Origin of the sequence: Thermoleptolyngbya sp. M55_K2018_002, assembly GCF_015295965.1 — a bacterium.
Taxonomy (GTDB): Bacteria; Cyanobacteriota; Cyanobacteriia; order Elainellales; family Elainellaceae; genus Thermoleptolyngbya; species Thermoleptolyngbya sichuanensis.
In genome coordinates, this window is sequence record NZ_DVEA01000348.1 from 1 (window position 1) to 3,352 (window position 3,352).

Annotated in this window: 5 protein-coding genes; 1 reads left to right on the top strand and 4 read right to left on the bottom strand. The window is 57.8% G+C overall.

The genetic code is table 11. From position 1 onward, the window contains the following. The coding region (priA, locus tag IGS51_RS17905) for a primosomal protein N' (protein ID WP_297080152.1) at positions 1–843 on the top strand (843 nt) is incomplete at its 5' end. Positions 844–937: 94 nt separating this feature from the next. Here priA and IGS51_RS17910 read toward each other — a convergent pair. From IGS51_RS17910 to IGS51_RS17925, 4 genes are all read right to left on the bottom strand, one after another. Continuing rightward, complete coding sequence (locus tag IGS51_RS17910) at positions 938–1,399, bottom strand: ferredoxin (protein ID WP_297080153.1); 462 nt, start codon at positions 1,397–1,399, stop codon at positions 938–940. A 166-nt stretch (positions 1,400–1,565) separates the two neighbouring features. Then, positions 1,566–1,952 (bottom strand): DUF1257 domain-containing protein, encoded by a 387-nt coding sequence (locus IGS51_RS17915; RefSeq protein WP_172353561.1) that lies wholly within the window; start codon positions 1,950–1,952, stop codon positions 1,566–1,568. 89 nt (positions 1,953–2,041) lie between these two features. Next, the gene (locus tag IGS51_RS17920) at positions 2,042–2,248 is read right to left on the bottom strand and encodes a DUF2997 domain-containing protein (RefSeq protein ID WP_172353560.1); all 207 of its coding nucleotides are present in this window, start codon (positions 2,246–2,248) and stop codon (positions 2,042–2,044) included. A 429-nt stretch (positions 2,249–2,677) separates the two neighbouring features. Continuing rightward, the coding region (locus tag IGS51_RS17925) for an ABC transporter permease (RefSeq protein ID WP_297080154.1) at positions 2,678–3,352 on the bottom strand (675 nt) is incomplete at its 5' end.

Here is a 3,352-nt window from a genome sequence, read left to right on the forward strand (position 1 = left end):
TCCCTGACCTACCATCAGGCGCAGGCAGAGGGCTACGAGTCCCTGCGCTGCCACTATTGCGGCTATGGGCAAACCCACCCCAATCGCTGCCCTGCGTGCGAATCGCCCTACCTGAAACACTTTGGCAGCGGCTCTCAGCGCGTCGTGCAGGAACTCGCCCTTGAACTGCCTGACCTGCGCTGCCTGCGGTTTGACAGCGACACCACCCGCGCCAAAGGCAGCCATCGGGCCCTCCTCACCCGCTTTGCCCAGGGCGAGGCGGATGTGCTGGTGGGGACGCAAATGCTGACCAAAGGCATCGACCTGCCCCAGGTGACGCTAGTGGGCGTGGTGGCAGCAGACGGGCTGCTGCACCTAGCAGACTATCGCGCCAGCGAGCGGGCGTTTCAAATGCTGCTTCAGGTGGCGGGGCGGGCAGGGCGCGGCCGCGAACCGGGGCGGGTGATCGTGCAGACCTATTCGCCAGAGCATCCGGTGATTAAGGCCGTGCAGGGACAGCAGTACGAACCCTTTGCCGAGCAAGAGCTGGCCCATCGCCAGAGCTTGGGCTATCCGCCCTATCGATCGCTGGTGCTGCTGCGGCTTAGTGGACTGGACAATGCCGCTGTCAAGCGCACGGCAGACCTGCTCGCGGTTCAAATTTGCCAGCAACTTCCCCAGATCGATCTGTTGGGGCCGGCCCCAGCAGCGATCGCCCGCGTGGCCAACCGCTACCGCTGGCAGATTTTGCTGAAAGCCGACACCTTTTCGGATGCAGAGCGAGACATGCTCAAAGCGCTGCGATCGCACGTCCCGACGAGTGTCAGCTTGACGATTGATGTCGATCCGCTGAATTTGATGTGATCGGGCTGGAGCGGTGGGGCGATCGCTACCTACCATCCCCCGGCTATCCCCAGCTATCTCCAGCTATCCCCCGCTATCTCCCACGAACTCCCGCTCACTCTGCCTTTCGTCGCTTTGCCGCGGCCCGCTTCCGCCGCATATTTGCCGCAATCAGGGAGCGATCGACCGGGAAGCCTGCGACGGGAATCACCTGATACTGGCGCTCCTCTTCCAGCTTTTTGAGTTCGGTGTAATCGACCCAGTGAATGCAGTCCACCGGGCAGGTGTCGATCGCTTCCTGGATGACCTCTTCCAGGTCGCCGTCTTGGCGGATAACGCGCGATCGCCCATAGTCTGGCTCGATGAAAAACGTATTGCGAGCAACGTGGGCGCAGTGCTTGCAGCCGATGCAGGTCACTTCATCCACATAGACCCCCTTCTGGCGAACTGCACCGCCCAGTTCTGGCTCAAAGCCCGTGCGATCAGGCGAGTCGCGCCAGTCGCCGCCCAGTTCTGGCTCCAGTCCAGTCGGATCTGCCGAATCCCACGGCGGATTTGAGGAAGAGAATTCGTCCATATCACATATCACCTCGGTTCGGTCAGCGCAACAGGGCGATCGCCCCAATCGGGCCCAACCTGCTTTCCTGTAAAACTGCACTTCAAAATACTTCAAAAGGCGCGAAGATACGCAAAAGGTCAGCGCTCTGGCTGACCCCTCACAGTCCTGCGGATTGCTCGAAAATCTAGGCGCTCCAGCGCTGCACCACTAACCGGATCGAGCCGTCGGACTGGCGCTGCTCTTCGGCAACCTGGAAGCCTTGGCGGGTCGTTTCCTTGACCACCGTGTGATAGGCGTAGCGCTGAGTCACGCGGCGCAGAAAGCCATCGACCGACAGGGGCTGCTGCCAATATTGCAGGTCAGACACCAGTGCATATTCCTGACCGTTCCAGCTAAAGCCAACATCGTAGCCATTGTCCTGCTCGATGACGACCTCAGCTTGGTGGGTTTGTCCGCGATAGCCCCGCACGGGCTGGGGGCCAGCCTTCCATTCCACGCCCAGATCGGTCAGGGCTTGCTGGAGAGAGGTTAAATCGCGGATTTGAGTTTTGATTTGGCTAAAGTGTGACATGAGTTTTCTAACTAAACCAAAGAACAAAAGGAGCGGAGCGACAGTGATGAAACTCTCAAGGATCGGCAAGTTGGAGTGAAAAACTCAGCCTACCACTCGCTGAAGGCTGACTGCGATTGGGTCGAAGAAATCGTATTCGGTTGTGCAAAAAACTCGGACGTTGGCTCTTGGCTCACCACCTGCCCCAACTGTGCCTCAATCGCAGCGGTAACCTCGGCGCAGGAAGCACCCACAATGCCCGTCACCTTTTCCTGCACGCGACCATCGGGATAGATGATGAATTCCAGCGTTTCCATACGTTCAGCGAATCCTAAATCGAACGAACGTTTAAGCCAAAGTAAGCCAAAGTTTGCACCTTTGCCTCGACATCCGCCTCGAAATTGCCTTGCTTCCCTGCAAGCCCAACGAAGTCAATAGGCTTTCGGAAAACGCAACGCTCTTTAAAGGCTCAGACCCTCAACACTTCTTGAAGTCCAAACCAGGCAATCTGCTCAAAAGCTGGGTCAAATCCAAAGAAATGTATCGAGTCAATTGGAGATAAACCGTAACTAAACGTTGTAGAAGGGATAGTAATGACTCTTGTTGTTAGTGTCCCTTAACTTCAAGATGCCGTCAAGAATCCAGGGGGCGATCGCCCGTGATTCCATCTGAAGATTTCCTAATGATTGCAATAGAGGAAAGGGCAATCCCTGTGGCCATTCCCAGAAACAGCCGTTTTATCTGGCTCAGCGGGTCTGGTCAGCCCAGGGCGTGAGGCGGCGCGAGATTGCCCGCAGCGTGTAGTCCAGCAGTAGCCCGATGCCGCCGATGATGGCAATGCAAAACAGCACCTTATCGGTTTGTAAAAACCGCTGCGACTGCACAATGCGAAAGCCCAGCCCGCTCTGTGCTGCTACTAATTCTGCAATCACCAGATAGTTCCACGCGCCGGAAATATTCACCCGCAGCGTATCCAGCATGCTGGGAAAGACCGCAGGCATGATTACCCTCAACAGCACGTCGCGCCGCTTGGCCCCCAGCGTATAGGCAACATTGATCATCTCGTTGGGGATGAATTTCACCGCATCTGCCACCATGATGGCGTTGTACAGCACCACGCCCAGAAAAATAATCAGCACCTTCGACCATTCCCCCAGCCCCACCCAAATCACAATCAGCGGCACAAAGGCGACCACTGGCATATATCGCACCGTGCCCACTAGCGGCGCAAACAGACTCTCCATGCTGCTAAACGTGCCCATTAGAATGCCCATCGGCACGCCCACCGCCGCCGCCAGCACAAAGCCTCCCAGCACCCGCCCGCAACTGGCCAACACATCGCGCACCAGTCCCTCTTGAACCAGCGCCAGGCCAGCCTGCACCACTGCCGTCGGCGTAGGCAGGAAGATGGGGCGCACCCA

Excerpts from the sequence above, each read along its gene's own strand:
- IGS51_RS17920 (WP_172353560.1), bottom strand. The coding sequence starts at position 2,248 with ATGGAAACGCTGGAATTCATCATCTATCCCGATGGTCGCGTGCAGGAA.
- IGS51_RS17915 (WP_172353561.1), bottom strand. The coding sequence starts at position 1,952 with ATGTCACACTTTAGCCAAATCAAAACTCAAATCCGCGATTTAACCTCT.
- IGS51_RS17910 (WP_297080153.1), bottom strand. The coding sequence starts at position 1,399 with ATGGACGAATTCTCTTCCTCAAATCCGCCGTGGGATTCGGCAGATCCG.